Here is a 25,845-nt window from a genome sequence, read left to right on the forward strand (position 1 = left end):
TCCTCCGCCTTGCAGCCGCACGCACCAGACCCCGCTCGGGCACGTCACCATGTCCCGTCGGCCACAGCCGGGCTGATCCAAACGAAAGGCCCTAGCCGGGCATCTCCGTGCGCTCCCACCACTCGTACACCTGCAGCTCCCCCTGCGGTGTGTGCGTGCGGCGCGAGGTCGGCCGGAAGTGCTCGTAGCCGTTGCGCAGCTCGATCTTCACGTCCGGGCCGGGGGACGGGGCCGGGACGACGCGGTCGGGCAGATCGTCCGGGCCGCCTTCCAGGAACACCTTCGCCGTGTCGTTCATGCACCCAGCGTTCCCCCGGTGCGGCGCAGCCCCCCGGGCCGCACGGAGGATCAGCCGACTGGCTGACGCCCGCCCCCGCCCCGCCGTCGGTCGGGACACGGTCCGCATGACCCCTGCCGCGGCCCCCGGTGCGCAGCGCACCGCCCACACCGCCGATCTGACCGCCGCCGAACTCGACGCCGTGCGCGCCCGGTTGGCGGACGCCTTCGACGGCGACCTCGCCGACGAGGACCGGGAGCACGCGCTCGGCGGCCTCCACGTGCCCGTCCACCACGACGCCGTGCGGCTCGCCGCGCACCGCTCGGTGGTGATGCGCCGGGTGCGGCACCGCGACCGCCGGCTGCGGGTCGGCTACGCCGAGGCGGTCGCCGTACGGGCCGGCCTGCGCCGGCAGGGCATCGGCGGACGCGTCACGGCGGAACCGGAACGGATCGTCGACCGGGCGTACGACGCGGGGATGCTCTCCGCGAGCGACGAGGGTGCCGCGCTGTACCGCGCGCGGGGCCGGCGGGTGCGGCCGGGGCGGGGCTGCGCGCTCGGCGTGGACGGCGTCGTACGGCTGCCCGGCGAGGAGGGGAGCGCCTTCGTGCGACCCGCTCCGGCCGGTCCGCTCGACCCCGCGTACGAGCTGGTATTCGACTGGCGGGACGGGGATGTGCTCTGCCGGGCGGACGGAGAAACCGCAGCTCAGCGCGGTGCGATGCGATCCGCTGTCTCAGATAGTAGGAAGTCCGAGTAATTGTGGAGACAGACGCGCTCGGCTCCCTTAACTTTGTAGGAGCCGAACGTATCGCTCGATCAAGCGAATGGCGGTCGTGAGCCGGGCCCCGTGCAGGCAACCCCTGCGGCACCGCTCCCCGCCCCTTCCGGCGTCTCGTAACCCCGCCCCGCACTCCCGTGCTTGCCGAAGGAGTCGATTTCCCATGGCCGAGACGACCGCCCGCCGTCGAGTCCGTCACCTCTCCCGCACCAGCGACAGCGACCGCAAGAACGCCGCCGCCGCCCTCCAGCGCGCCCTCGACCGCAGGGACAACGGCGGTGCCACCGGCCACCAGGCCGCTTAGGGGCGCTTGTTACCGGACCCCCTCGTCGCCCGACACACGCTGTCCGTATGGCGGACGGCGTGTGTCATCCCATGGGACGAGCAGTAGGGTGCCGACATGTCTCGCAGCATCGATCTCGCAGTGATTCCCGGTGACGGCATCGGCCAGGAGGTCGTGGCCGAAGGCCTGAAGGTCCTCTCCGCCGTCCTCCCGCAGGATGTGAAGCTGGAGACCAAGGAGTACGACTTCGGCGCCCGGCGCTACCACGCCACCGGTGAGACCCTCACCGACGCCGACCTCGACGCCCTCAAGACCCACGACGCCATCCTGCTCGGCGCGATCGGCGACCCGTCCGTGCCGTCCGGCGTCCTGGAGCGCGGCTTCCTGCTGAAGCTCCGCTTCGCCTTCGACCACCACGTCAACCTGCGCCCCTCGAAGCTGCTTCCGGGCGTGGCCACCCCGCTCGCCGGTGAGCCGAGCATCGACTTCGTCGTGGTCCGCGAGGGCACCGAGGGCCCGTACACCGGCAACGGCGGCACCATCCGCAAGGGCACCGCGCACGAGGTCGCCACCGAGGTCTCCGTCAACACCGCCTTCGGTGTCGAGCGCGTCGTCCGGGACGCCTTCGCCCGCGCCCAGGCCCGGCCGCGCAAGAAGCTCGCGCTGATCCACAAGAACAACGTGCTGACCTTCGCCGGTCACCTGTGGACCGACGTCTTCAACAGGGTGGCCGAGGAGTTCCCCGAGGTCACCACCGAGTACATGCACGTCGACGCGGCCACCATCTACCTGGTGACGCAGCCCGAGCGGTTCGACGTGATCGTCACCGACAACCTCTTCGGCGACATCATCACCGACCTCGCCGCGGCCGTCTCCGGCGGCATCGGCGTCGCCGCGAGCGGCAACATCAACCCCTCCGGCGCGTACCCCTCGATGTTCGAGCCGGTCCACGGTTCCGCGCCCGACATCGCCGGCCAGGGCAAGGCCGACCCCACCGCCACGGTCCTGTCCGTCGCCCTGCTCCTGCGCCACCTCGGCTACGAGGCCGAGGCCGCCCGGATCGACGACGCGGTCTCCGCCGACCTGGCCGAGCGCACCGGCAGGCCCGCGCGCAGCACGTCGGAGATCGGCGACGCGCTGGCCGTACGAGTAGCCGGCTGACCCGCGCCGCTCACACCCTTTCGAAGCCGCCGGGTCACATCGCACTCGGCGGCTTCCGCATGTCCGCCGCCGGGTGACACCATCGACCCTTGGTCGCACTCCACGCCGATCACACCGAACAGGCCGATTTCGTTCACGGTTCACTCTTGCGATAATCGAACAAGGAGCCGCGGAATGAGGGAATGTTCGGACGTCCTAGCACTGGCCACGGGCAGTACAGGCGTGAGCGCGGCCCGTCACACACAACCGGTGAAGGACAACCACTCATGACGACGCCCACGATCGAGCTCAAGCCCTCCGCCAGTCCGCTCTCCTCCACCGAGCGCGACGCGATCCTGGCCAATCCGGGGTTCGGCCGCCACTTCACCGACCACATGGTGACCATCAAGTGGACCGAGGGCCGTGGCTGGCACGACGGCCAGCTCGTGCCGTACGCGCCGCTCTCCCTCGACCCGGCCACCATGGTCCTGCACTACGCCCAGGAGATCTTCGAGGGCCTCAAGGCGTACCGCCAGCCCGACGGGACCGTCGCCACCTTCCGCCCCGAGAAGAACGCCGCCCGCTTCCAGGCCTCGGCGCGTCGGCTCGGCATGCCGGAGCTGCCGGTCGAGACGTTCATCGAGGCGTGCGACGCGCTGGTGAAGCAGGACCAGGCGTGGGTCCCCGCCCACGGCGGCGAGGAGTCCCTGTACCTGCGTCCCTTCATGTTCGCGACCGAGGTCGGCCTGGGCGTCAAGCCCGCCGGCGAGTACCTGTTCATCGTCATCGCCTCCCCGGCCGGCGCCTACTTCCCGGGCGGTGTCAAGCCGGTGTCGATCTGGGTCTCCGAGGACCACGTCCGCGCGGTGCCCGGCGGCATGGGCGACGCCAAGACCGGCGGCAACTACGCCGCCTCCCTGCTGGCCCAGGCCGAGGCCGCCGCCCAGGGCTGCGCCCAGGTCTGCTACCTCGACGCGGTCGAGCGCAAGTGGGTCGAGGAACTCGGCGGCATGAACCTGTACTTCGTCTGCGGCGACCGGATCGTCACCCCCTCCCTCACCGGCTCCATCCTGGAGGGCGTCACCCGCGACTCGCTGCTCCAGGTCGCCCGTGACCTCGGCTACACGGCGGAGGAGGGCCGCGTCTCCGTCGAGCAGTGGCAGCGCGACGCGGAGAACGGCACCCTCACCGAGGTCTTCGCCTGCGGCACCGCCGCGGTGATCACCCCCGTCGGCACCGTCAAGCGCACCGGCGCCCAGTGGCAGCAGAGCGGGGGCGAGCCCGGCGAGGTGACGCTGAAGCTGCGCCAGGCACTCCTCGACATCCAGCGCGGCACGGCCGAGGACGAGCACGGCTGGATGCACCGGCTCGGCTAACCGTCGGACGGCACCCTGACGGCCGCCGCGGACCCGGTGTCCACGGCGGCCGCTCCGTCCGCGCCAGCGTCGCCGCCGCCGGTCAGCAGCGCGTACGCCACACCCCCCACCAGCCCCGACAGCAGGAAGCTGCAGTCCACCCCGCCGGTCAGGCCCAGCAGCGGCCCCTCGTACGACGGCAGGGCGACCGCCAGCACGCCCACCACCGCGCCCAGCGCCCAGGACACCGTCGCCCGTACGTGCCAGCCGGCCCGGTACCAGTAGATTCCACCCCGCGCCCGGCGGTTGAACACCTGGAGCGCCTCCGCGTCGTACACACCCCGGCAGCGGACGAAGCCGATAAGGGTGATCACCGCCCAGGGTGTGCCGATCGCCGTCAGCAGCAGCACGAACGACGTCATGGCGTCCTGGGTGCTGGAGGCGTAGTGACCGGCGAAGACGCACACGGTGGCGACGACGGCGACCGTGTACGTGGCGGTCGCGCGGGAGGCGCGCGGCAGGATCGCGTCCAGGTCCAGGCCCATGGAGTAGAGCATCAGGCCCGCGTTGCCGACCGAGCCGGCCGAGGCGGCCAGCAGCAGCGGCAGCAGGTACCAGCCGGGGGAGGCGTCGACCAGCGGCCCCGCGTAGTCGAGGGCCGCGCGCGCCGCGTACGCCGTGAAGGTGCCGAAGAGCTGCGGCACCAGCAGGCCCAGGATCAGGCCGAGCCAGGTCGCGTGCAGCACCCGGCGCGCGCCGTGGCGGGCGGGTGAGATGTAGCGGGTGTAGTCGCCGAGCAGGGTGATGAAGGCGATCGGCCCCGACAGGCCGGCCGCGACCGCCGCCAGCAGCCAGGTCGGCCAGAAGCCGCCCAGCAGATAGCCGCCCGCCTCGGGCAGCGCGGCCGTCGTGAACTGCGGGGCGTAGGCGACCACGCCGAGGATCAGCAGGGCCGTCATGCCGACGGCGAGAACCCGGGACATCGCGAGCAGGACGCGGTAGCCGTACACCGCGCCCGCGACGGTCGCGGCGGCCAGCAGCGCGTAGACGAGGCCGTACGAGACGTCGTTCGCCGGCATGCCGGTCAGGCGGCCCAGCACACCCACCATCACGTCGCCGCCGATCCACACGGTGAGCGCGGAGTACCCGAGCGCCAGCAGCAGTCCGACCACCGACCCGACCAGGCGGCCGCGCACCCCGAACTGGGCGCCGGAGGAGGTCGAGAGGTTGGTCGCCGTGCGCAGCGAGACCAGGGCCAGCGGGGCGGTGAGGACCGTACCGGCCAGGGTGCCGAGGACGATCGAGCTGACCGAGGCCCACCAGCCGAGCCCGAAGGACGGGGGCAGCCAGCCGAAGACGATCACGCCGAGGCAGAGGTTCGATCCGAGCAGGATCGAGACGAGGTCCTTGGGCCCGCTGGTGCGTTCCCCCTCGGGGATGGTGTCGACTCCGCGCGCTTCCCTCGGCATGGCTGCTCTCCCTCGATTAGAGTGGCGTTCAATCTGAGGGAGGAGGGCCACCGTCGTCAACCCTTGGATTCCAAGCAATTCGATGTTTAGAGTGTTGCTCTAATTCCTGTCAGGCAAGGAGACGTCGCGGCATGAGACTGACGCCCACGGAACGTGACCGGCTGCTGCTCTTCGGCGCCGCGGAACTGGCGCGGACCCGCCGTGCCCGCGGACTGCGCCTGAACGTCCCCGAGGCGACCGCGCTCATCGCGGACACGGTGTGCGAGGCCGCCCGCGACGGCGCCCGGCTCACCGAGGCGATCGAGCGGGCCCGCTCCGTGCTCGGCCCGGACGACGTGCTGCCCGGCGTCGCGGACGTCGTCACCGAGGTGCACGTCGAGGCCGTCTTCGACGACGGCTCCCGGCTCGCGGTGGTCACCGACCCGATCGGCGGCGGCCTCGGCGACCGCGCCCCCGGCGCGCTGCTGCCCGGGCCCGAGCACGCCGAACCCGGGCCCGCCCTGCGGCTGACGGTCACCAACACCGCCGACGTGCCGGTCTCCGTGACCTCCCACTTCCACTTCTTCGAGGCCAACCCGCGCCTCGACTTCCCCCGCGCGCGGGCGTACGGGATGCGGCTCGCCGTGCCCGCCGGGTCCTCCGTGCGGTTCGGGCCGGGGGAGAGCGCCGAGGTCGGGCTGGTGCCCATCGGCGGCGACCGCGTCGCCATCGGCTTCGCGGGCCTCGTCGACGGGCCGCTGGACGCGCCCGGCGCCCGCGAGGAGGCCCTGCGCCGCGCCGCCGCCTGCGGCTACCTGGGCGTACGCGAGAAGGAGACCGGCCGATGAGCCGCCCCGGAGGACACCCCGCCGAGGCCCGCCGCCTCACCCCGCACGAGTACGCCGCCACCCACGGCCCCCGCGCCGGCGACCGCGTCCGGCTCGGCGACTCGGGGCTGGTCATCCGCGTCGAGTCCGACTCCCAGCGCCCGGGCGACGAGTTCCTCGCCGGCTTCGGCAAGACCGCCCGGGACGGGCTGCACCTGAAGGCCGCCGCCGTCCGCGAGACGTGCGACGTCGTCATCAGCAACGTCGTGGTCGTCGACGCGGCCCTCGGCATCCGCAAGGTGTCCATCGGCATCCGGCAGGGGCGCATCAGCGCCATCGGGCGGGCCGGGAACCCGGACACCCTCGACGGGGTCGACGTCGTCGTCGGCACCGGCACGTCGATCGTCTCCGGCGAAGGGCTCATCGCCACCGCCGGCGCCGTCGACACCCATGTCCACCTGCTGTCGCCGCGCGTCATGGAGGCGTCGCTCGCCTCCGGCGTCACCACGATCATCGGCCAGGAGTTCGGGCCGGTGTGGGGCGTCGGCGTCAACTCGCCCTGGGCGCTGCGGCACGCGTTCGGCGCCTTCGACGCCTGGCCGGTCAACATCGGCTTCCTCGCCCGGGGTTCGTCCTCGAACGAGGCGCCCCTGGTCGAGGCTCTGGCCGAGGGCGGCGCCTCCGGCTTCAAGGTGCACGAGGACATGGGCGCCCACACCCGCGCGCTGGACACCGCGCTGCGCGTGGCCGAGGAGCACGACGTCCAGGTCGCCCTGCACAGCGACGGCCTGAACGAGTGCCTGTCCGTCGAGGACACCCTGAAGGTCCTGGAGGGCCGCACCATCCACGCCTTCCACATCGAGGGCTGCGGCGGCGGGCACGTCCCCGACGTCCTGAGGATGGCGGGCGTGCCGAACGTCATCGGCTCCTCCACCAACCCCACCCTGCCGTTCGGCCGGGACGCCGTCGCCGAGCACTACGGGATGATCGTCTCCGTCCACGACCTCAAGACCGACCTGCCCGGCGACGCCGCCATGGCCCGCGACCGCATCCGCGCCGGGACCATGGGCGCCGAGGACGTCCTGCACGACCTGGGCGCCATCGGCATCACCTCGTCCGACGCGCAGGGCATGGGCCGGGCCGGCGAGACCGTCCGGCGCACTCTCGCGATGGCCGGGAAGATGAAGGCCCAGTTCGGGGCGCCCGAGGACCATGACAACGAGCGTGTCCTGCGCTACATCGCCAAGCTGACCGTCAACCCCGCGATCGCCCATGGCCTCGCCCACGAGGTGGGGTCCCTGGAGGTCGGCAAGCTCGCCGACATCGTGCTGTGGCGCCCGGAGTACTTCGGCGCCAAGCCGCAGCTCGTCCTCAAGGCCGGCTTCCCGGCGTACGGCGTGGTCGGCGACCCCAACGCGGCCACCGACACCTGCGAACCCCTCGTGCTCGGCCCGCAGTTCGGGGCGTACGGCGCCACGCCCGCCGATCTCTCGGTCGCCTTCGTCGCGCAGGCCGCCCTCGACCGGGGCGGGGACTCGATGCCGACCCGCCGTCGCCGGGTCGCCGTGCGCGGCACCCGTGGCATCGGACCCGCCGACCTGCGCCTGAACACCCGTGTCGGCGCCGTCGACGTCGACGCGCGCACCGGCCTGGTCACCCTCGACGGAGAGCCGCTGCGCTCGGAGCCGGCCGACTCCGTCCCCCTCAACCGCCTGTACTTCCTCTAGGACGTGGTGATGACCTTCCGCATGCCCCCCGAGTGGGCCCCGCACGAGCGCACCTGGATGGCCTGGCCCCGCCCCAACCCGACCTTCACCACCGGCGCCGAACTCGCCGAGGCCCGCACCGCCTGGGCCGAAGTGGCCCGCGCGATAGGCCGGTTCGAGCCGGTGACCATGGTCCACGCCCCCGGCGACGCCGCCTCGGCGCGCGAACTGCTCGGCCCCGCTGTCGAATTGACCGAGGGGGACCTCGACGACGCGTGGATGCGGGACATCGGCCCCACCTTCGTCCAGGACGAGGACGGCAGCCTGGCCGCCGTGGACTGGGTGTTCAACGGCTGGGGCGGCCAGGACTGGGCCCGCTGGGAGCACGACGCCGGAATCGCCCGCCATGTCGCCGGCCTCGCCGGTGTCCCCGTGCACTCCTCGCCGCTGGTCAACGAGGGCGGGGCGATCCATGTCGACGGCGAGGGCACGGTCCTGCTGACCGACACCGTCCAGCTCGGCGCCGGACGCAACCCCGGCTGGAGCCGCGAGCAGGTCGAGGCGGAGATCCACGCCCGGCTCGGCACCACCAAGGCGATCTGGCTCCCGCACGGCCTGGCCGGCGACTACGGGACGTACGGCACCCAGGGCCACGTCGACATCGTCGCCGCCTTCGCCGGGCCCGGCACCGTCGTCGTGCACAGCCAGCGCAACCCCGGCCACCCGGACCACGCCCGCTCCCTGGAGTACCTGGAGATCCTGCGCGACGCGACCGACGCCCGGGGACGCCGCCTGGAGGTCGTCGAGGTGCCCGCGCCGACCGTGCTCAAGGACGACGACGGCCACTGGGCCGACTACTCCTACATCAACCACTACGTCTGCAACGGCGGCGTCGTGCTGTGCGCCTTCGACGACCCGCACGACGAGATCGCGGCCGGCATCATGCGCCGCCTGTACCCCGGGCGCACGGTCACCCTGGTGGACGCCCGTACCATCTTCGCGGGCGGTGGAGGCATCCACTGCATCACCCAGCAGCAGCCGAAACACTAGGAGTCGACCCATGGCCGGTGCGCGCCGGAACGCCCCGCCGCGCGAGCGGGTCCTCGCCGCCGCCATGGAGATGATCGCCGAGCGCGGTCTGGAGAAGCTGACCATGGCGGCGCTCGGCCGCGAGGTCGGCATGAGCAGCGGCCACCTCCTGTACTACTTCCACTCCAAGGACGAACTGCTGCTGCGCACCCTGGAGTGGAGCGAGGGCCGGCTCGGCGCCGAACGCGGCCGGCTGCTCGCCCGGGGCGCGTCCGCGCGGGAACGGCTCGACGCCTACGTCGATCTGTACGTCCCCGACGGCCAGGGCGACCCGCACTGGACGCTGTGGCTGGAGGTCTGGAACCGCTCGCAGAACGCCGACGACGACGCCCGGGACCGGCAGGCCGCCATCGAGGGCGCCTGGCACCGGGACCTCGTGGCACTCGTCGCGGAAGGCACCTCGCGCGGGGAGTTCCGGGCGGTCGACCCGGACCGCTTCGCCGCCCGCCTGCGGGCCCTCCTCGACGGCTTCTCCATCCATGTGGCGATCGGCCTGCGCGGCACCGACCGCGCCCAGATCCTGCGCCACGTACGGGAGTTCCTCGACGAGAGCCTCCTCGCGGACGCCTGAGACCGCTTCCCGGCTGTACGCGATTCAGGGGATTGCCCCTGTACGGCCGCATACGTTCGGCTCGTCGGAGCCCTCGGCGAGGGGCCGGGGGAGAAGCGTCCACGGGGATCACCGGGGGACCGTCGCGGCATCGCACCGCGCCTCCGAGCGCGCTCGCCGTCGCCGTGGTCCTGACCGCCGCCACGGCGGCACCGACCGGGCCGGGGGCCGCCGCGGCGCCCGGCGCCCCGCCCGTCGAGCGGGTCGCCGTCTCGGCCGCGGGGGGGGGACAGGGCGACGGCCACGCGTCCGCACCCCGGCTCGGCGCCGACGGCCGCTTCGCCGCGTTCACGGCGGACGCCGCCAACCTGGTGCCGGGCGACACCGACGCGGCCGCCGCGGCTTCGTACGCCATCGTCGATGATCAGCGCTGTGTTCGCATCCTGAGACGGACGGTGAGCGCCGGGGCGGTATGTGCCAGACTGCCCCCGTGCTCTCGTTCGCCATGATTATTGGCAGCAGGCGCGCCGGTCCGCAGTGACCGCCACGTACGACCAGGTACGGGTGGACACCGTCGTCCTCGACCCGCGCGCAGACCTCTCGCACCCGCGAGGGGTTTTTCTGTTTCCCGGCCCACCCGCAGCCGGGCGGAGAGCGTGAGGGACCATAAGTGGGGGCGGTGGAGCCGGTCATTCCGGTAGACCGAGATCCAGTACAGGAGCCTTACGACATGACGCCAACCAGCGAGCTCGACGACTCGTTCCACGTCTTCGACACCACCTTGCGCGACGGCGCCCAGCGGGAGGGCATCAACCTCACCGTCGCCGACAAGCTGGCCATCGCCCGTCACCTGGACGACTTCGGCGTGGGATTCATCGAGGGCGGCTGGCCCGGCGCCAACCCGCGCGACACCGAGTTCTTCGCCCGCGCCCAGGAGGAGATCGAGTTCCGGCACGCCCAGCTCGTCGCCTTCGGCGCCACCCGGCGCGCCGGCGGCAAGGCGTCCGAGGACCCGCAGGTCAGGGCCCTGCTGGAGTCCGGCGCCCCGGTGGTCACCCTCGTCGCCAAGTCCCACGACCGGCACGTCGAGCTGGCGCTGCGCACCACCCTCGACGAGAACCTGGAGATGGTCCGCGACACCGTCTCGTACCTGGTCGGCGAGGGGCGCCGGGTCTTCGTGGACTGCGAGCACTTCTTCGACGGCTACCGCGCGAACCCCGAGTACGCGAAGTCCGTCGTCCGGACCGCCTCCGAGGCCGGCGCCGACGTCGTCATCCTCTGCGATACCAACGGCGGCATGCTCCCCGCCCAGGTCCAGGCGGTCGTCTCCACCGTCCTCGCCGACACCGGCGCCCGGCTCGGCATCCACGCCCAGGACGACACCGGCTGCGCGGTCGCCAACACCCTCGCCGCCGTCGACGCGGGCGCCACCCACGTCCAGTGCACGGCCAACGGCTACGGCGAGCGCGTCGGCAACGCCAACCTCTTCCCGGTCGTCGCCGCCCTGGAGCTGAAGTACGGCAAGAAGGTCCTGCCCGAGGGCAGGCTGCGCGAGATGACCCGGATCTCGCACGCCATCGCCGAGGTCGTGAACCTCACCCCCTCCACGCACCAGCCGTACGTCGGCGTCTCCGCCTTCGCCCACAAGGCCGGACTGCACGCCTCCGCGATCAAGGTCGACCCGGACCTCTACCAGCACATCGACCCCGAGCGGGTCGGCAACACCATGCGGATGCTGGTCTCCGACATGGCCGGACGCGCCTCCGTCGAGCTCAAGGGCAAGGAACTCGGCATCGACCTCGGCGGCGACCGCGAGCTGGTCGGCCGGGTCGTCGAGCGGGTCAAGGAGCGCGAGCTCAAGGGCTACACCTACGAGGCGGCCGACGCCTCCTTCGAGCTGCTGCTGCGCGCCGAGGTTGAGGGCACGCCGCTGAAGTACTTCGACGTGGAGTCCTGGCGCGCGATCGTCGAGGACCGCCCCGACGGCAGCCACGCCAACGAGGCCACCGTCAAGCTGTGGGCCAAGAGCGAGCGCATCGTCGCCACCGCCGAGGGCAACGGCCCGGTCAACGCCCTCGACCGCGCGCTGCGGGTCGCCCTGGAGAAGATCTACCCCCAGCTCGCCGCCCTGGACCTCGTCGACTACAAGGTCCGCATCCTGGAGGGCGTCCACGGCACCCAGTCCACCACCCGCGTCCTGATCTCCACGTCCGACGGAGCGGGCGAGTGGTCCACGGTCGGGGTGGCGGAGAACGTCATCGCCGCGTCCTGGCAGGCCCTGGAGGACGCGTACACCTACGGGCTGCTGCGGGCGGGGGTCGCACCCGCCCAGTAGTGCCGCGCACGGCGGTCCCGGACGCCCGGGGCCGCCTCATCGGGTAGCGTCGGGGACATGAGGACTCCGCGCTTGAGGGGCCTCATGCGCTCGCTGATCGTGCCGGTCGCCGCCACCGCGATGGTGCTCCTGACCGGTTCGCCCGGCGCACATGCGGCCACGGACCTTTCCACGGTGGCCGAGGCGCTCCGCGAGGATCCCGTGTACGTCGATCCCGCCGCCTCGGACCAGCTGTCGTCGTCGGACGCCGAGGCGCTCTCCGACAAGATCAGGGACGCCGGAAAACCGGTCTTCGTGGCCGTCCTGCCCGCCGACCAGCCCGAGCGGGACATCTTCCGGAACCTGCGGACGGAAACCGGCATCACCGGCCTGTACGCGATCCGCAGCGGCGACCGCTTCGGCGCGCGGGCCGACACGGTCGTCCTGCCCCCGCGCGGGGTGCAGAACCTCGTCAGGGCCGTCCGGGACGTCGACGACCCCAAGGCCCAGCTGAACGACTTCGTCGACGCGGCGCTGCGCAGCGCCCGGGGCACGGCCCCCGCCTCCTGGGGCGACGGCGGGGGAGGCGGCGTGGACACCGGTGGCCTCGTCGCCGCCGGGGTCGTGATCGCGGCGGGCGGCGCGGGCGCCTACGCGCTGGTCCGGCGCAACCGGCGGCGCCACGAGGCGGAGCAGCGGGCGGCGCTGGGGAAGCTGCGGGTCGTCGTCGACGAGGACATCACCGCCTACGGCGAGGAACTCGACCGTCTCGACTTCCACCCGGCGGAACCGGGCGCCGACGACGCGAAGCGCGGGGACTACGAACGCGCCCTGGACTCCTACGAGCGGGCCAAGCGCCTGATGGACGGCGCCCGCAGACCGGAGGACGTCAAGGCGGTCACCCAGGCCCTGGCGGACGGCCGCTTCTCCCTCACCCAGCTGGCCGCCCGCCGGGAGGGCCGGCCGCTCCCGGAGCGCCGGCCACCCTGCTTCTTCGACCCCCGCCACGGCCCGGCGGTGGCCGACGAGACCTGGACGCCGCCCGGCGGCGCCCCGCGTGAGGTGCCGGTGTGCGCGGCGGACCGGGCCCGGCTGGCCGACGGCCGCGATCCCGCGATCCGCGAGGTCGACACCCAGTACGGCCGACGGCCGTACTGGGACGCCGGACCGGCCTACGGCCCCTGGGCGGGCGGCTACTTCGGCGGCGGCATCCTCCCCGGCCTGCTCGTCGGCACCCTGCTGGGCAGCGCGATGGCGGGCCCGGCGTACGCGGCCGACTACGGGGCCGGGTACGGCGACTTCGGTGGCTACGAGGGCGGTGACGTCTCGGGCGCGGACTTCGACCCGGGCACCTTCGACGGCGGCTTCGGGGGCGGCGGGGACTTCGGCGGGGGAGGCGGCTTCGACGGCGGTGGAGGCTTCTGACGCGCGGGGGCCCGGCGTCCCCGGGACACCGGGCCCTGCGGGCGCAACGGTCGCGCGGAGCGCGGCTCAGAGGCCGGACGCCGCCGAGGCGATGGCGGAGGCGAAGGTGGAGACCTCGGTGTAGACGCCGGGCGCGTTCGGCCGGGCGCAGCCTATGCCCCAGCTGACGATGCCGACCTGGATCCAGGCGTTGTTCGCGTCGCGGCGGAACATGGGGCCGCCGGAGTCGCCCTGGCAGGTGTCCACGCCGCCGGAGGGCAGCCCGGCGCAGATCTCCTCGTTCGCGACGAGGCCGCTGTAGCCGCTGTAGGAGCGGCACTGGGCGTCGCTGACGAAGGGCACGTTCGCCTTGAGCAGGTAGCGCTGCTGGGCCCCGCCCTCGCTGTTCGCGCCCCAGCCGGCGACGGTGAAGGTGCCGGTGTTGTACTGCGTGGTGGTGGCGATCTTCAGCGTCGGCAGGTTGATGGGCTGCGCCAGTTTGATGAGCGCCCAGTCCTTGCCGGTGCCGTTGTAGCCCGGCGCCCGGTACACATAGGTGGAGCGGACCTGGACCCGGCCGCTGGTGGACTGGAGGTCCACGACGCCGGCGGTGGCCGTGATGCCGGTGTTCGGACCGGTCGAGCCGACGCAGTGGGCGGCGGTGAGGACGATCTGCTGGGTGTAGAGCGCGCCGCCACAGCCCATGGAGAGCCGGACCATGAACGGGAACTCGCCCTGCGCGGCACGGGTCCCGCCGACGACGCGCGAGTCCGCGGCCTGCGCGGCCGACACGGGCTGGAGACTGACGATCGCGAGAGCGGCGGCGCCGAGGACCGCGCATCTCTTGAGCGCGGTGAGGAGCTTCTTCAACGTGATGCCTTCCGTGGGGGGTTGGACATGCCAACGCGAGAAGTGCATATGGCAGGAACATGTCAAACGGGAACGGCTGAGACGCCCCGGCCGTTTCCGTTGCTGGATTATGAGAACCCTGTGACGCCCCCCACAAGAACCCAATTCCGGCCACCGGTCCTGGCCACAGGCCCCCCGCTCGGGCGGAGTCGTGACGGAGGAAAACAGAGCACCCGCCCACCCGGCGCGAAGCCGGGGAGCGGGTGTGCTCGGTATGCGCGGCGCCTGCGCCGCGCGGCTCAGGCGTTCTTGATCGCCGAGATGTCGAAGTTCAGCTTGATCTTGTCGGAGACCAGCACGCCACCCGTCTCCAGCGCGGCGTTCCAGGTCAGGCCCCACTCCGAGCGCAGGATCTCCGTCTTGCCCTCGAAACCGACGCGCTCGTTGCCGAACGGGTCCTTCGCGGCGCCGTTGAACTCCAGGTCGATGGTGATCGGCCGGGTGGTGCCGAGGATCGTCAGGTCGCCGGTGATGCGGTAGTCCTCGCCGCCCAGGGCCTCCGCCTTGGTGGAGCGGAACGTCATCGTCGGGAACTCGTCCGTCTTGAAGAAGTCCGCGCTCTTCAGGTGCCCGTCGCGGTCCGCCGAGCCGGTGTCGATGCTGTCCATCTTGATGTCCAGGGACGCCGTGGACGCGGCCGGGTTCGTGCCGTCCAGGTGGAGCGAGCCGCTGAAGTCGAGGAACTTGCCCTTGACGTTGGTGACCATGGCGTGCCGGGCGACGAAGCCGAGCGTGGAGTGCGCCGGGTCGATGGTGTAGTCGCCGGTCAGCGCGGCCAGCTCAGGAGCCACGGCGACGGCGGCGGCCGGGGTGGTGGTCTCGGCGGAACCCTTGCGGTTGAAGATGCCCATGACGTTCTCCTCGGGGGGTGATGTTGAATCTTTAACTACCCAACGCGCACCACCGTAGACGCATTCCCTTCAACTTTCAACATCATCCGCGACGTGTTCCTGGTGTCACCCCGTGTGACGTGGTAGGGCATGGACATGACCCCTTCGCGCCGAGCCCTGCTGACCGCCGCCGCCCTCGCCGCGGCCCTCGGCCGCACCGCCGGGACCCCGGCCCGCGCCGGTACGGCCGACCCCTACGACACCCTCCGCGCCCGCTGGCTCGGTATCGCCCTCGGTGCCGGCTACGACCCCGCCGCCGAGCCGTACGCCGGGCGCCTCGCCGAGACCGGCACGCTGGCCCGCGGGTTCCAGCAGGCCATGGACCCGGCCCCGGCGTCCCTGTGGCCCGGCCACCCCTTCGACCCGCCCGCCGGCATCACCCGGAGCTACAGCCGCCTGTGGACCATGACCCAGGCCTACGTCCAGCCGGGCACCGGAGCCACCGCCGACCCCGCCCTGCTCGCCGACGTCCTGCGCGGCCTCGACCACCTCTCCGCCACCGTCTACCACCCCGGGACCACCCGCTACGGCAACTGGTGGGAGTGGCAGATCGGCAGCCCGCGCCTGCTCATGGACATCACGGCGGCCCTGTACGACCACCTCGGGCAGGCCCGGATCGACGCCGCCTGTGCCGCCGTCGACCACTTCATCCCCGACACCCTGCTCACCGACTACTCCGGCACCGCCACCGGCGCCAACCGCGTCGACCTGTGCCGCGGCGTCGCGCTGCGGGGCGTCCTCGGCCGCGCCCCGGACCGGATCGCGCTCGCCCGGGACGCGCTCTCCCCGGTCTTCCCGTACGTCACGGCGGGCGACGGGCTGTACGCCGACGGCTCCTTCGTCCAGCACACCTGGGTCGCCTACTCCGGCACCTACGGCCAGGTGCTCCTCGACGGACTCGGGCGCCTCTTCGCCTTGCTCGCCGGCTCCGACTGGGAGGTCACCGACCCCGGCCGGCAGATCGTCCTCGACAGCGTCGAGCGTGCCTACGCCCCGCTGATCCACGACGGACTCGTCATGGACAGCGTCAACGGGCGCGCCATCAGCCGGGGGTACCTCAAGAACGACGACCGGCGGGTCATGCGCGGCGACCACTACCACGGGCACGGGCTCATCGCCGCCATCGTGCTCCTCGCCGCCGGCGCGAGCGCGGCCGAACGCGACCGGTGGCACGCCCGCGTCAAGGGCTGGATCGAACGGGACGCCGTCACACCGGTACTGACATCACGTCAGTTCGGGGTGACCGACCTCGCCCGCCTGCACGCCGTCGCCCGGGCGCCGGTCCCGGCCGCGCCCGAGCCGGTCGGGCACCACCTCTTCGCCGCGATGGACCGCGCCGTCCACCGCCGCCCGCGCTTCGTCGCGGCCATCGCCATGGCCAGCGACCGGATCGCCCACTACGAGTGCGGCAACGGCGAGAACCCGCGCGGCTGGCACACCGGCGCCGGCATGGTCTCCTGGTGGGCCGACGGCCTCGGCGACCAGTACACCGACTGGTACTGGCCGACCGTCGACTGGTACCGCCTGCCCGGCACGACCGTCTCCACCCGCCGCCTGCCCGACCGGGCGGGCGGCGAATGGGGCGAGGCCCGGCCCGCCGCCCGCTGGGTCGGCGGCACGACGGACGGCGAGTACGCGGCGATCGGCCAGCAGCTGGAGGGCCTGGGCTCGACGCTCCGGGCCCACAAGGCGTGGTTCTGCCTCGCGGACGCCGTGGTCTGCCTCGGCGCCGGGATCAGCTGTGCCGACGGCGTCCCCGTGGAGACCGTCGTCGACAACCGCAACCTGGGGGAGAACGGCACCCAGGCCCTGGCGCGCGGCCCCGGCTGGGCCCATCTGGAGGGCCATGGCGGCTGGGTCGTGCCGTACGGCCGGCTGCGCACCCTCCGTGAGGACCGCGACGGCGCGTGGGCCGACATCAACACCACCAGCACCACCGAGCGCCGCACCCGCCGCTGGCAGACCCTCTGGCTCGACCACGGCACCGACCCGCGCGACGCGACCTACCGGTACGTCCTCATGCCGGGCGCGAGCCGCCGGGAGGTCGCCGCGCGGGCGGCCGACCGTGGATGGCTGTCGGTCCTCGCCAACGACCCGGCCCGCCAGGCCGTCCATGTGCCCTCCCTGGGGGTGACGGCGGCCCTCTTCCGGCAGCCGGGCACGGCGGGCCCCCTCACCGCCGGCGGGGGAGCGAGCGTGCTGCTCCGGCGCCGGCGCCGGACCGCTACCCTCTGTGTGAGCGAGCCGCCCCGCACGGGCGAGCCCCTGGAGATCGTCCTCGACCACCCGGTCCGGCACGTGGCGCACGCCGACGAGACGGTCGAGATCCTCGCCACCGGACCCCGGCTCAGGCTCCGCGTCACTCCGGGGACGGAATGCCGGACCCACCGTTGTGAGGTGGTTCTCGCCTGACGGCTTTGTGTGACCTCCACAACGCACGGGCCCTCCGAGCAGTCGGAAAGGCTGCATGCCTCCTTGGTTCTGTTCAGTGCTACCAGGAAAACGCTCCGGAGACTGTGAGGAGTCGACGGCTCGCATTGCGCCGGGTCCTTCGTAAGGTCACTACATGACCGTTTTGGATGAGGCACCGGGTGAGCCGATCGACGCCCGTGGACGGACCGCCGAGCTGCACGAGATCCGTGCCCAGGCGCTGGCCGGCCCGAGCGAGAAGGCCACCGCGGCGCAGCACGCCAAGGGGAAGCTGACCGCCCGGGAGCGCATCGAGCTGCTCCTGGACCCCGGCACCTTCCGCGAGGTCGAGCAACTGCGCAGGCACCGGGCCCAGGGCTTCGGCCTGGACGCCAAGAAGCCGTACACCGACGGTGTCATCACCGGCTGGGGCACGGTCGAGGGCCGCACGGTCTTCGTGTACGCCCACGACTTCCGGATCTTCGGCGGCGCGCTGGGCGAGGCCCACGCCACCAAGATCCACAAGATCATGGACATGGCCATCGCGGCCGGCGCCCCGCTGGTCTCCCTCAATGACGGCGCCGGCGCCCGTATCCAGGAGGGCGTCTCCGCCCTCGCCGGGTACGGCGGCATCTTCCAGCGCAACACCAAGGCGTCCGGCGTCATCCCGCAGATCAGCGTGATGCTCGGCCCGTGCGCGGGCGGCGCGGCCTACAGCCCCGCCCTCACCGACTTCGTGTTCATGGTCCGCGAGACCTCGCAGATGTTCATCACCGGTCCCGACGTGGTCAAGGCCGTGACGGGCGAGGAGATCACGCAGAACGGCCTGGGCGGCGCCGACGTGCACGCCGAGACCTCCGGCGTCTGCCACTTCGCGTACGACGACGAGGAGACGTGCATCGCCGAGGTGCGCTACCTCCTGTCCCTGCTCCCGCAGAACAACCGGGAGAACCCGCCCCGGGTGGAGCCGTCGGACGCCGCGGACCGCCGCAGCGAGACGCTGCTCGACCTGGTGCCGGCCGACGGCAACCGGCCGTACGACATGACCAAGGTCATCGAGGAGATCGTCGACGACGGCGAGTACCTGGAGGTCCACGAGCGCTGGGCGCGGAACATCATCTGCGCGCTGGCCCGGCTGGACGGCCAGGTCGTCGGCATCGTCGCCAACCAGCCCCAGGTCCTGGCGGGCGTGCTCGACATCGAGGCGTCCGAGAAGGCCGCCCGCTTCGTGCAGATGTGCGACGCCTTCAACATCCCGATTGTCACCTTCCTGGACGTCCCCGGCTTCCTCCCGGGCGTGGACCAGGAGCACGGCGGCATCATCCGCCACGGCGCGAAGCTGCTGTACGCCTACTGCAACGCCACCGTGCCCCGGATCTCCCTGATCCTGCGCAAGGCGTACGGCGGCGCGTACATCGTCATGGACAGCCAGTCCATCGGCGCCGACCTCACCTACGCCTGGCCGACCAACGAGATCGCCGTGATGGGCGCCGAGGGCGCCGCCAACGTCATCTTCCGCCGGCAGATCGCCGAGGCCGAGGACCCCGAGGCCATGCGGGCGCGCATGGTCAAGGAGTACAAGTCCGAGCTGATGCACCCGTACTACGCGGCCGAGCGGGGCCTGGTCGACGACGTGATCGACCCCTCCGAGACCCGGGAGGTCCTCGTCCGCTCCCTGGCGATGCTGCACACCAAGCACGCCGACCTGCCGTCCCGCAAGCACGGCAACCCTCCGCAGTAACCCACCGGTATCCGTGCGGAAACCTCATCCATGGAGACTGAGCCCATGAACGTCCCTGACATCCGCGTCGAGAAGGGCCACGCCGGCCCCGAGGAAGTCGCCGCCATCACGGCGATCCTCGTGGCCCGCGCCGCCGCCCGGCCCGTCGCCGCCCCGGCCCACCGAGGCCGCCCGAAGGCCGGCTGGCGCCGCCTGGAGCGCGAGGGCGGCTTCCGCGCCCCGCACAGCTGGCGCTGAGCCCGTACGAACACAAGAGAAGGGCCCCTCTCCTGGAGAGGGGCCCTTCTGTCGTCCCTGAGGGCCGCGGGAACCGCGTGAGAAGCGACTGGGCTGCCCCGGGCGGCGAACAACCGTCCGGGGCAGCCCGGGGGCCGCACAAGCCCGTGTCTAGCGCAGCCGCGCCATCAGCGCGTGCTCGACGAGCGTGATCAGCGCCGACTTGGCGTCCGCGCGGTGCCGGGCGTCCGTCGTGATGATCGGGGTGTCGGGGCCGATCTGCAGCGCCTCGCGCACCTCGTCCGGGTTGTACGGCTGATTGCCGTCGAAGCCGTTGAGCGCGATGACGAAGGGCAGGCCGCTGTTCTCGAAGTAGTCGACCGCGGGGAAGCAGTCGGCGAGGCGGCGGGTGTCCACCAGCACGATCGCACCGATGGCGCCCCGCACCAGGTCGTCCCACATGAACCAGAAGCGGTCCTGGCCGGGCGTACCGAAGAGGTACAGGATCAGGTCCTGGTCCAGGGTGATACGTCCGAAGTCCATGGCGACCGTCGTGGTCGTCTTGTCCCCGGTGTGGGTGAGGTCGTCGATGCCCGCCGAAGCAGACGTCATGACGGCCTCCGTGCGCAGCGGGTTGATCTCCGAGACGGCGCCGACGAACGTGGTCTTGCCCACGCCGAAGCCGCCAGCCACCACGATCTTCGCGGACGTGGTGGAGCGGGAAGGCCCTCCGCTAGAGCTTGCGAAGTCCACTGAGCACCCTTTCGAGCAGTGTCACGTCTGGCTGGCCGCCGGCGTTCTCGTCGCCGCCGGGCTGATGGATGGCGACCAGTCCTGCCTCCGCCAAGTCGGCGACGAGGATCCTGGCCACGCCGAGGGGGATCGTGAGGAGGGCCGAGACCTCGGCCACCGATTTGATCTCTCGGCAGAGGTTGCAGATCCGCTGATGCTCGGGCAGCTGGCCCTGCATCTGGTGCGGCTGCGCGGTGGTGTGCACCAGCGCCTCGATGGCGAGCTGGTAGCGGGGGCGGGTCCGGCCGCCGGTCATGGCGTACGGACGCACCAGGGGGTTGTTCGACGCCCCGGCGGGCGTCGGCTCAGGGGCGCGTCGCTGCGGCTGCACCGGCTGGATGCGCGGGGCCGGCGGCTGGTCGTACGGCGAGGGTCCGGGACCCTGCGGGTACGGCTGCCGTTGGTTCGGCTGGGAGGGGAAGTACCGGTTCTGGGAACCGTCGTTCTGGCCCTGGGCAGGGCCGTACGACCAGTTGCCCGATGACGAACCGTCTGGGGGTGTTGCCACTTTCTCTCCTCCTCCGACTGTGCCTGGCGCCCATCATGTGGAGCCGCGTCCCGGTACCTTACGGCCCCGGGACGCCAAAACGCACCGCTGTCCGTTCAGTTGAGCAGGCTCCCTTGGAGCTCCGCACGCAGATCCGGCGTCAGGACCGTACCGGCACGGTCGACCAGAAGCGCCATCTCGTACCCGATGAGGCCGATGTCCGCCTCGGGATGTGCGAGGACGGCGAGGGACGAACCGTCGGAGATGGACATGATGAAGAGGAATCCCCGCTCCATCTCCACAACCGTCTGGTTCACGCTGCCGCCCTCGAAGATGCGGGAGGCGCCTGCCGTCAGTGACGTCAGACCGGAGGCGACGGCCGCGAGCTGGTCGGCGCGGTCGCGCGGGAAGCCTTCGGACATCGCCAGAAGGAGTCCGTCGGCGGAGACCACCACCGTGTGGGACACCCCGGGGGTGTTGTCCACGAAGTTGGTGATCAACCAGTTCAGGTTCTGTGCCGCCTGGCTCATCGGGCTCACACTAACGCTCCTGGTTGTAGGTGCTGTCAGGACCGAAGCCCTGGCCGTTCGTTTCACTTCCCGCGCTGCGACCCCGCTGGACACCCCGGCGCAGGTTGCTCAGCCTGCCCCGGACGTCCTCGGGAGCACGGGAGACCTGTGGGCCCCCCTGGGGGGTGGCTTCGGCGGCTCCCTGGACCAGGTTGGCCTTCGGGACCCGCCGCGGCAGGCCGGAGGAGGTGACCCCGCCCGCCTTGGGCTTCCGGAGCTGCGAAGCCTGCTGCCAGCGCTCGTCGTTCTGCGAACGCCAGCCGTTTTCGCCGTTGCTCTGCGGAGTGGGCGCCGGCGCTTCCTGCCGCGCGGGCCGCGTGCCGTTGGTGCCGCTCGCGGCGGCGCCACGACGCGGAAGCCCGGCGTCGGTCACAGCGTGGGCCGCGGAATGGGCCGGTCCCGGACGGTCGAAGCCTACGCCGTGGGACTCGCCGGCGTCACCGGCCTGCGAGGATTCCGCTTCCGGAGCGTACTGCTCCTGGTAGCCGTCGCGGTAGCCGTTCTGCTGAGGCCAGTCGTCCTGGTGGCGCCGCTGCTCGAAGGCCGTGAAACCGTCCTGCGCGGAGGCGTTGTGCGCCACCGGCTCCTCGGCCGCGGGCTCCGCATAGCCGGAGTCCGGGTAGCCGTTGGGGGACGAGAAGGCGTCGTCGCGCGGGAGGCCGCCGTTCGGCGCGTAGTACGTGTCGTCGTACGACGTCCGCTGGGGCTCCTCGTAGCCGGAGTGCTGCTGCTCGCCGTACGCCTGCCGCTGGTCCTCGTAGGACTGCTGCCGCTGCTCGTCGTACGCCTGCTGCTGGTCGTAGCCGTCCTGCGGCCCCGCGTAGCCGTTGCGCTCGTCGTAGGCGGGCTGGCCGAACTCGTCGTACGCGGGCGCCTCGGTGCCCTCCTGCCCCTGCACCTCGGCCTCGAGGGCCGCGCGGCGCTCCTCGCGCATCAGGGAGCGGCCGACCGGGTCGAGCTCGCGGATGTCGTCCGGGACCTCGGTGTAGGCGCTGTCGTCGAAGCCGAGCTCGGCCGCCGTACGCATCGGCTGACCGAAGTTCTCGCCCTGGAACTGCTGCTCCGGGATGATCTGCGAGACGGTGAACTCGTCGCGCAGCGGCTGCTGTTCGGCGCCACCGCCACCGTGCGTGATGGCGTCCGGCAGCATGACCAGCGAGGTGGTGCCGGCCTGCTCGCCCGAGGGGCGCAGCTGGACGCGGATGCCGTGCCGGTCGGACAGCCGGCCGACCACGAACAGGCCCATGCGCTGGGATATCGCCGCGTCGACGGTGGGCGGGTTCGCCAGCTTGTGGTTGATGTCCGCGAAGTCCTCGGCGGTGAGGCCGATGCCCTTGTCGTGGATCTCGATCATCACGCGGCCGTCGGGGAGACGGGTCGCGGTGACACGCACCTTGGTCTGCGGCGAGGAGAACGTGGTGGCGTTCTCCAGGAGCTCGGCGAGCAGGTGCACGAGGTCGGTGACCGCGCGGCCGTGGATCTCGGCCTCCGGGACGCCGGACAGCTCGATGCGCTCGTACTGCTCCACCTCGGAGGAGGCGGCGCGCAGCACGTCGACCAGCGGGACCGGCTGGTCCCAGCGGCGGCCCGGCTCCTCGCCGGCGAGGACGAGGAGGTTCTCGCCGTTGCGGCGCATACGGGTCGCGAGGTGGTCCAGCTTGAAGAGGTTCTCCAGCTGGTCCGGGTCGGCCTCGTTGTTCTCCAGGTCGGTGATCAGGGTCAGCTGGCCCTCGATCAGCGACTGGTTGCGGCGCGACAGGTTGGTGAAGATCGCGTTGATGTTGCCCCGCAGCAGGGCCTGCTCGGCGGCGAGCCGGACGGCCTCGCGGTGGACCTGGTCGAAGGCGCGGGCGACTTCGCCGATCTCGTCGCGGGTGGTGATCGGGATGGGCGCGACCCGGGTGTCGACCCGGCCGGGGTCGGTGCGCGAGAGCTGGTCGACCAGCATCGGCAGGCGCTGCTCGGCGATGCCGAAGGCGGCGTTGCGCAGCTGGCGCATCGAGCGGGACATCTGGCGGGCCACCATGCCGGCCAGGATGAACGCGGCGAGCAGGGCGACGACGACGGCGGCACCGGTGATGAGCGCGTCGCGCTTGGCGTCCTCGGAGACGCTCGCGGCCTCGTCCACGGCCTTGCTGACGAGGTCGGTCTCGATCTCGCGGTAGCCCTCGAACTTGGCGGTGGAGGCGCCCAGCCAGGCCTTGGGCGTGACGCCCTTGGCGGCCAGCTGCTCGGGGGTGAAGGTGCCCGCGGCGATGCCCTGGAGCATGGCGTCGGCGGCCGGCATGGCGCTGTAGGCGCCGCCCTGCGTGGAGGTGCTGTCACCGGCGTCGACGGCGGTGCCCTTGTCGCCGATCTTCTTGCGCTGCCCGGCCATGATGTCGTCGAGCTGGTCGACGTCGTCCTGGGTGCCGGCCGAGACGAACTCGTTGATCGCGATGCCCTCGAGGTAGCGGTACGACACGAGGGAGACGCCCTGCTGGCGGACCACCGCTTCCTTGGTGCTCGGCCGGATCAGCATGTGCACGCCGATCGACCGCTGGAGCGAGACGGCGGCCTTGGCGAGCGACACGGCGTAGACGGTGCGGCCGTAGGAGGTGATGTTGCCGGTGCCCAGGCTGAGCTCGTTGGCGAACTCCATCAGCGAGTGCTGGACGGCGACATAACCCTCCTCGGTCTTCACCGGGTCCATCGCCTTGGTGTACGCCGCCTGGCGCAGGGGCGCCAGCTTGGTCTCGTTGGAGCGGAACAGCTGCATACGGCGGTCGAGCGCGGCCGTGTTCGGCAGGTTCTGCGCCGCCTGGTCGAACTTGTCCTTGGCCCTGTCGGTCGCCGACCGCAGCTGCGTGACCGTGTCCGTGGTGCCCTTGCCCTGGAGCAGGTCGGCCGCGGTGAGGTCGCGTTCGTCCAGCAGGGCGTTGCCGTACTCCTCGGCGGCGCGCACGAGGAGGGCCACGTTCTCGGCGTCCTCGGCCTGCTGCCAGGTGTCGATGGAGCCCTTCACCTGGAAGCCGCCCATGACGAGGCCGACCATCACGGGTATGAGCAGGATCGCGTTCAGCCTCGTCGGCACGCGCCAGTTGCGCGGCGAGAAACGGCCGCCGCTCGGGGCCGGCGCGGCCGTGGGCTCGGATCCGGGCACAGGGGCGGGCGCCGCTCCGCGCGGCGGCGGGGTGAAGTTGCCCCGGGCCGACGGCTCGGGACTGTTCTTGCTTCGCCTCACTCGACCAACAACCTTCCGGCGGGGTCGGCACCTAGGTCGTGCCGCTGTGTCTCAGAGCCCATCGCCTCGGAGTACGCAGTACTGATGAGTACGTCTTCGGCCAGTGGGCAGTTCTGGCATTCCAGCACGTGGGCCCGCGCTCCTCCAAACAGTGGAAGAGGGGGATTCCGTGCGATGTAAGGCCCAGATAAAACGGTCATAAAGAGCGAGCCCCGTCAAAAGACGGGGCGTTCGTGCGCGCAGCGAGACCGGTTGACCGCGACGAGTTGCCGTACCACCCGATTCCTCTGCCGAAACGTTATGAACAGCGGAGCCGACCGTGTCAAAGGCCACAGTCGGCTCCGGGACATCTACGCCAAGTGCCGTACGTGCCCGCAGACTTGCGCTACCGCAGCCGTGCCATGAGCGCGTGCTCCACCAGCGTGATCAGCGCACTCTTGGCATCGGCACGGTGCCGGGCGTCCGTCGTGATGATCGGCGCGTCCGGTCCGATCTGCAGCGCCTCGCGCACCTCGTCCGGTGTGTACGGCTGGTGTCCGTCGAAGCCGTTGAGGGCGATGACGAAGGGCAGGCCGCTGTTCTCGAAGTAGTCGACCGCGGGGAAGCAGTCCGCGAGCCGGCGGGTGTCCACCAGTACGACGGCGCCGATGGCGCCCCGCACCAGGTCGTCCCACATGAACCAGAAGCGGTCCTGACCCGGCGTACCGAAGAGGTACAGGATCAGGTCCTGGTCCAGGGTGATACGTCCGAAGTCCATGGCCACCGTGGTGGTGGTCTTGTCCCCGGTGTGCGTGAGGTCGTCGATCCCCGCGCTCGCGGAGGTCATGACGGCCTCCGTGCGCAGCGGGTTGATCTCCGAGACGGCACCCACGAACGTGGTCTTGCCCACGCCGAAGCCACCCGCCACCACGATCTTGGCGGAGGTGGTCGCCCGGCTTGGTTCAGAGCTTGCGAAGTCCACTGAGCACCCTTTCGAGCAGCGTCACGTCCGGTGCGCCACCGTTGTTCTCGTCGCCACCCGGCTGGTGGATGGCGACCAAGCCCGCCTCGGCGAGGTCCGCCACGAGGATCCTGGCCACGCCCAGGGGCATGGACAGGAGCGCGGAGACCTCGGCGACCGACTTCACCTCGCGGCACAGGTGGCAGATGCGCTGGTGCTCCGGGAGGAGCCCCATCAGTGCCGCCGGGTCCGCAGTGGTGCTGATCAGGGCCTCGATGGCCAGCTGGTAGCGCGGCCGGGTCCGGCCGCCGGTCATCGCGTACGGACGTACCAGCGGCTGGTCGCCCTCATCCTCGTACGGCTCCGCGTACGGATCATGAGAGGCGGTGGGCGGGGTCATGAATCCTCCGGGCTGGGACACAAGTCGGTCGGTCAAGCCGTCGGGTGAGGGGCCAGTGGGGGGATTGTGGCGGCCGGACGGTGATTTGGTGAGAC

General features: G+C 71.7%; 23 protein-coding genes. 13 read left to right on the forward strand and 10 right to left on the reverse strand.

Going from position 1 to position 25,845, the window contains the following annotated elements:
• Nucleotides 1–91 precede the first annotated feature (91 nt).
• Nucleotides 92–298 carry a DUF5988 family protein gene (locus tag ABZ899_RS18030; protein WP_361346725.1) on the reverse strand — a complete coding sequence of 69 codons (207 nt, stop codon included), beginning with the start codon at nt 296–298 and terminating at the stop codon, nt 92–94.
• Between the two features lie 106 nt (nt 299–404).
• Here ABZ899_RS18030 and ABZ899_RS18035 point away from each other — a divergent pair, with 106 nt between their 5' ends.
• The 4 genes from ABZ899_RS18035 to ABZ899_RS18050 all read left to right on the forward strand — a co-directional run bounded on the left by ABZ899_RS18035 (nt 405) and on the right by ABZ899_RS18050 (nt 3,857).
• Entirely contained in the window at nt 405–1,037 is a 633-nt protein-coding gene (locus ABZ899_RS18035; RefSeq protein WP_361346727.1) for an aminoglycoside 2'-N-acetyltransferase, read from the forward strand.
• 184 nt (nt 1,038–1,221) lie between these two features.
• Nucleotides 1,222–1,362, forward strand: coding sequence for a hypothetical protein (locus ABZ899_RS18040; RefSeq protein WP_107115595.1), 141 nt, complete (start codon nt 1,222–1,224; stop codon nt 1,360–1,362).
• Nucleotides 1,363–1,458: 96 nt separating this feature from the next.
• Nucleotides 1,459–2,502, forward strand: coding sequence for a 3-isopropylmalate dehydrogenase (locus ABZ899_RS18045; RefSeq protein ID WP_361346730.1), 1,044 nt, complete (start codon nt 1,459–1,461; stop codon nt 2,500–2,502).
• A gap of 266 nt (nt 2,503–2,768) precedes the next feature.
• Nucleotides 2,769–3,857 carry a branched-chain amino acid aminotransferase gene (locus tag ABZ899_RS18050; protein WP_361346733.1) on the forward strand — a complete coding sequence of 363 codons (1,089 nt, stop codon included), beginning with the start codon at nt 2,769–2,771 and terminating at the stop codon, nt 3,855–3,857.
• Here the strand turns inward: ABZ899_RS18050 and ABZ899_RS18055 are convergent.
• The gene (locus ABZ899_RS18055; protein ID WP_361346735.1) at nt 3,854–5,305 is read right to left on the reverse strand and encodes a cytosine permease; all 1,452 of its coding nucleotides are present in this window, start codon (nt 5,303–5,305) and stop codon (nt 3,854–3,856) included. The genes ABZ899_RS18050 and ABZ899_RS18055 overlap by 4 nt on opposite strands.
• 131 nt (nt 5,306–5,436) lie before the next feature.
• On the opposite strand from ABZ899_RS18055, the gene ureA reads away from it, so the two are divergent.
• From ureA to ABZ899_RS18085, 6 genes are all read left to right on the forward strand, one after another.
• On the forward strand, nt 5,437–6,132 hold the full coding sequence (ureA, locus tag ABZ899_RS18060; RefSeq protein WP_361346738.1) for an urease subunit gamma: 696 nt from the start codon (nt 5,437–5,439) through the stop codon (nt 6,130–6,132).
• The gene (locus ABZ899_RS18065; RefSeq protein WP_361346741.1) at nt 6,129–7,838 is read left to right on the forward strand and encodes an urease subunit alpha; all 1,710 of its coding nucleotides are present in this window, start codon (nt 6,129–6,131) and stop codon (nt 7,836–7,838) included. The genes ureA and ABZ899_RS18065 overlap by 4 nt, the downstream gene beginning before the upstream one ends.
• 9 nt (nt 7,839–7,847) lie before the next feature.
• Complete coding sequence (locus tag ABZ899_RS18070) at nt 7,848–8,867, forward strand: agmatine deiminase family protein (protein WP_361346743.1); 1,020 nt, start codon at nt 7,848–7,850, stop codon at nt 8,865–8,867.
• Nucleotides 8,868–8,877: 10 nt separating this feature from the next.
• Nucleotides 8,878–9,477, forward strand: coding sequence for a TetR/AcrR family transcriptional regulator (locus ABZ899_RS18075; RefSeq protein WP_361346745.1), 600 nt, complete (start codon nt 8,878–8,880; stop codon nt 9,475–9,477).
• 709 nt (nt 9,478–10,186) lie between these two features.
• A complete protein-coding gene (gene cimA / locus ABZ899_RS18080) occupies nt 10,187–11,791 on the forward strand; it encodes a citramalate synthase (RefSeq protein WP_361346748.1) in 1,605 nt (534 codons plus the stop codon).
• A gap of 57 nt (nt 11,792–11,848) precedes the next feature.
• Nucleotides 11,849–13,195 (forward strand): hypothetical protein, encoded by a 1,347-nt coding sequence (locus ABZ899_RS18085; RefSeq protein WP_361346750.1) that lies wholly within the window; start codon nt 11,849–11,851, stop codon nt 13,193–13,195.
• Between the two features lie 66 nt (nt 13,196–13,261).
• Here ABZ899_RS18085 and ABZ899_RS18090 read toward each other — a convergent pair whose 3' ends face one another.
• Both ABZ899_RS18090 and ABZ899_RS18095 read right to left on the reverse strand, forming a co-directional pair.
• Entirely contained in the window at nt 13,262–14,044 is a 783-nt protein-coding gene (locus tag ABZ899_RS18090) for a serine protease (RefSeq protein WP_361346753.1), read from the reverse strand.
• Nucleotides 14,045–14,322: 278 nt separating this feature from the next.
• Nucleotides 14,323–14,934 (reverse strand): YceI family protein, encoded by a 612-nt coding sequence (locus ABZ899_RS18095; RefSeq protein ID WP_361346755.1) that lies wholly within the window; start codon nt 14,932–14,934, stop codon nt 14,323–14,325.
• 135 nt (nt 14,935–15,069) lie between these two features.
• On the opposite strand from ABZ899_RS18095, the gene ABZ899_RS18100 reads away from it, so the two are divergent.
• From ABZ899_RS18100 to ABZ899_RS18110, 3 genes are all read left to right on the forward strand, one after another.
• Nucleotides 15,070–17,385 (forward strand): polysaccharide lyase 8 family protein, encoded by a 2,316-nt coding sequence (locus tag ABZ899_RS18100; protein WP_361346758.1) that lies wholly within the window; start codon nt 15,070–15,072, stop codon nt 17,383–17,385.
• A gap of 154 nt (nt 17,386–17,539) precedes the next feature.
• Nucleotides 17,540–19,123: an acyl-CoA carboxylase subunit beta gene (locus ABZ899_RS18105; RefSeq protein ID WP_361346761.1), complete on the forward strand. Its 1,584-nt coding sequence runs from the start codon at nt 17,540–17,542 to the stop codon at nt 19,121–19,123.
• A 45-nt stretch (nt 19,124–19,168) separates the two neighbouring features.
• A complete protein-coding gene (locus ABZ899_RS18110) occupies nt 19,169–19,360 on the forward strand; it encodes an acyl-CoA carboxylase subunit epsilon (protein ID WP_361346764.1) in 192 nt (63 codons plus the stop codon).
• Nucleotides 19,361–19,510: 150 nt separating this feature from the next.
• Here the strand turns inward: ABZ899_RS18110 and ABZ899_RS18115 are convergent, their stop codons facing one another.
• The 6 genes from ABZ899_RS18115 to ABZ899_RS18140 all read right to left on the reverse strand — a co-directional run bounded on the left by ABZ899_RS18115 (nt 19,511) and on the right by ABZ899_RS18140 (nt 25,750).
• Complete coding sequence (locus tag ABZ899_RS18115) at nt 19,511–20,092, reverse strand: ATP/GTP-binding protein (protein ID WP_026248371.1); 582 nt, start codon at nt 20,090–20,092, stop codon at nt 19,511–19,513.
• Nucleotides 20,073–20,639, reverse strand: coding sequence for a DUF742 domain-containing protein (locus ABZ899_RS18120; RefSeq protein ID WP_361346767.1), 567 nt, complete (start codon nt 20,637–20,639; stop codon nt 20,073–20,075). The genes ABZ899_RS18115 and ABZ899_RS18120 overlap by 20 nt, the downstream gene beginning before the upstream one ends.
• A gap of 95 nt (nt 20,640–20,734) precedes the next feature.
• On the reverse strand, nt 20,735–21,148 hold the full coding sequence (locus ABZ899_RS18125) for a roadblock/LC7 domain-containing protein (RefSeq protein WP_004983065.1): 414 nt from the start codon (nt 21,146–21,148) through the stop codon (nt 20,735–20,737).
• Nucleotides 21,149–21,158: 10 nt separating this feature from the next.
• Nucleotides 21,159–24,410, reverse strand: a complete 3,252-nt coding sequence (locus ABZ899_RS18130) for a nitrate- and nitrite sensing domain-containing protein (RefSeq protein ID WP_361346770.1) — start codon at nt 24,408–24,410, stop codon at nt 21,159–21,161.
• A 385-nt stretch (nt 24,411–24,795) separates the two neighbouring features.
• Nucleotides 24,796–25,371, reverse strand: coding sequence for an ATP/GTP-binding protein (locus ABZ899_RS18135; protein WP_055624289.1), 576 nt, complete (start codon nt 25,369–25,371; stop codon nt 24,796–24,798).
• Nucleotides 25,352–25,750, reverse strand: coding sequence for a DUF742 domain-containing protein (locus tag ABZ899_RS18140; protein ID WP_003997626.1), 399 nt, complete (start codon nt 25,748–25,750; stop codon nt 25,352–25,354). Before ABZ899_RS18140 ends, ABZ899_RS18135 begins: the two co-directional genes overlap by 20 nt.
• Between the last annotated feature and the right edge of the window lie 95 nt (nt 25,751–25,845).

Origin of the sequence: Streptomyces sp. NPDC046859, assembly GCF_040645135.1 — a bacterium.
Taxonomy (GTDB): Bacteria; Actinomycetota; Actinomycetes; order Streptomycetales; family Streptomycetaceae; genus Streptomyces.

Bases quoted from the DNA above. Each gene is read 5' to 3' on its own strand.
- ABZ899_RS18030 (WP_361346725.1), bottom strand. From the start codon at position 298: ATGAACGACACGGCGAAGGTGTTCCTGGAAGGCGGCCCGGACGATCTG.
- ABZ899_RS18035 (WP_361346727.1), top strand. From the start codon at position 405: ATGACCCCTGCCGCGGCCCCCGGTGCGCAGCGCACCGCCCACACCGCC.
- ABZ899_RS18040 (WP_107115595.1), top strand. From the start codon at position 1,222: ATGGCCGAGACGACCGCCCGCCGTCGAGTCCGTCACCTCTCCCGCACC.
- ABZ899_RS18045 (WP_361346730.1), top strand. From the start codon at position 1,459: ATGTCTCGCAGCATCGATCTCGCAGTGATTCCCGGTGACGGCATCGGC.
- ABZ899_RS18050 (WP_361346733.1), top strand. From the start codon at position 2,769: ATGACGACGCCCACGATCGAGCTCAAGCCCTCCGCCAGTCCGCTCTCC.
- ABZ899_RS18055 (WP_361346735.1), bottom strand. From the start codon at position 5,305: ATGCCGAGGGAAGCGCGCGGAGTCGACACCATCCCCGAGGGGGAACGC.
- ureA (WP_361346738.1), top strand. From the start codon at position 5,437: ATGAGACTGACGCCCACGGAACGTGACCGGCTGCTGCTCTTCGGCGCC.
- ABZ899_RS18065 (WP_361346741.1), top strand. From the start codon at position 6,129: ATGAGCCGCCCCGGAGGACACCCCGCCGAGGCCCGCCGCCTCACCCCG.
- ABZ899_RS18070 (WP_361346743.1), top strand. From the start codon at position 7,848: ATGACCTTCCGCATGCCCCCCGAGTGGGCCCCGCACGAGCGCACCTGG.
- ABZ899_RS18075 (WP_361346745.1), top strand. From the start codon at position 8,878: ATGGCCGGTGCGCGCCGGAACGCCCCGCCGCGCGAGCGGGTCCTCGCC.
- cimA (WP_361346748.1), top strand. From the start codon at position 10,187: ATGACGCCAACCAGCGAGCTCGACGACTCGTTCCACGTCTTCGACACC.
- ABZ899_RS18085 (WP_361346750.1), top strand. From the start codon at position 11,849: ATGAGGACTCCGCGCTTGAGGGGCCTCATGCGCTCGCTGATCGTGCCG.
- ABZ899_RS18095 (WP_361346755.1), bottom strand. From the start codon at position 14,934: ATGGGCATCTTCAACCGCAAGGGTTCCGCCGAGACCACCACCCCGGCC.
- ABZ899_RS18100 (WP_361346758.1), top strand. From the start codon at position 15,070: ATGACCCCTTCGCGCCGAGCCCTGCTGACCGCCGCCGCCCTCGCCGCG.
- ABZ899_RS18105 (WP_361346761.1), top strand. From the start codon at position 17,540: ATGACCGTTTTGGATGAGGCACCGGGTGAGCCGATCGACGCCCGTGGA.
- ABZ899_RS18110 (WP_361346764.1), top strand. From the start codon at position 19,169: ATGAACGTCCCTGACATCCGCGTCGAGAAGGGCCACGCCGGCCCCGAG.
- ABZ899_RS18125 (WP_004983065.1), bottom strand. From the start codon at position 21,148: ATGAGCCAGGCGGCACAGAACCTGAACTGGTTGATCACCAACTTCGTG.
- ABZ899_RS18140 (WP_003997626.1), bottom strand. From the start codon at position 25,750: ATGACCCCGCCCACCGCCTCTCATGATCCGTACGCGGAGCCGTACGAG.